At 65.5% G+C, this 1,043-nt stretch carries 2 pseudogenes; one reads left to right on the forward strand and one right to left on the reverse strand.

The features are described from left to right. Nucleotides 1–286: 286 nt before the first annotated feature. Nucleotides 287–961, forward strand: a pseudogene (locus tag AB0N17_RS46895) (IS5 family transposase); the annotation flags it as partial. Here the strand turns inward: AB0N17_RS46895 and AB0N17_RS46900 are convergent. After that, nucleotides 956–1,043: pseudogene (locus AB0N17_RS46900) on the reverse strand (IS5/IS1182 family transposase); the annotation flags it as partial. The pseudogenes AB0N17_RS46895 and AB0N17_RS46900 overlap by 6 nt on opposite strands.

Here is a 1,043-nt window from a genome sequence, read left to right on the forward strand (position 1 = left end):
GTTTTCGACGAGCTTGTACGCCGAGGTGGTGAAGCTACGAGCAGCAGGCACTGGCCACCGTCACCACCGCGATCGGCCAGATCAGCTTCGTTGGCGCCCTGGTCGTCATCGGCAAGCCACAAGGACAGGTTTGGGGAGCCGACTGGCTCGTGCTTCTTCTCTGAGGACCGCTCCGTCGACAGAGCTGGGCCGGGCACGATCAGTTCGGCGGTTGTTTGGGTGGAGCCGGAGCATGGCTGATCATTGTCAGCAAGTCGATGATTGCAACTGCTGTGGTGCGGGGGCGATGACTGCTGTGCTCGAACGGATGGCGCCGGAAGATCTGTGGGAGCTGTTCCAGCGGGTGGACCCGCCAGCACCAGAACGCCCGCAGGCGGAGGAGCCCGTCGGAGAGGGATGCGTCAGGTGTTGGCCGCGATCATTTTCGTGGCCACCTCGGGATGCACCTGGAACCAGCTGCCACCAGGCTTCGGACTGTAGGGAGTGACCGCCTTCCGCCGGTTCACCGAATGGACCGAGGCCAGGGTGTGGGCCAAGCTTCACCGTCTGGTCCTGGACGAATTCGGTTCCCGCGGCGAGCTGGACTGGTCGCGATGCGCGATCGACTCCGTTAGCGTCCGGGCCCTCAAACGGGGTAGCTGGCGGGACCGAATCGAATCCGACCGACCGTGGCAAAGCGGGATCGAAAATCCACCTTATTGTTGACCGCCGTGGCCTGCCCCTGTCGATCGGTATCTCCGGCGCAAACCTCCACGACAGCCAGGCCCTCGTCCCGCTGGTCCGCGGCATCCCACCCATCCGCTCACGTCGCGGCCCCCGACGCCGCCGACCCGGAAAGCTGCACGGAGACAAGGGCTACGACTATCAGCACCTCCGACGGTGGCTGTCCTCCCGCGGCATCCGGCACCGCATCGCCCGCAAGGGCATCGAGTCCTCCCAACGGCTGGGCCGGCACCGCTGGGATGGCAGTGAAGGCAAGGAAGTATTCCGGCTTTCGCTCGTAGCGGCGGTGGAGGCGTCGGCAGCCGGACCGCCACGAATCG

The organism is Streptomyces sp. NPDC051133 (assembly GCF_040682635.1).
Taxonomy (GTDB): Bacteria; Actinomycetota; Actinomycetes; order Streptomycetales; family Streptomycetaceae; genus Streptomyces.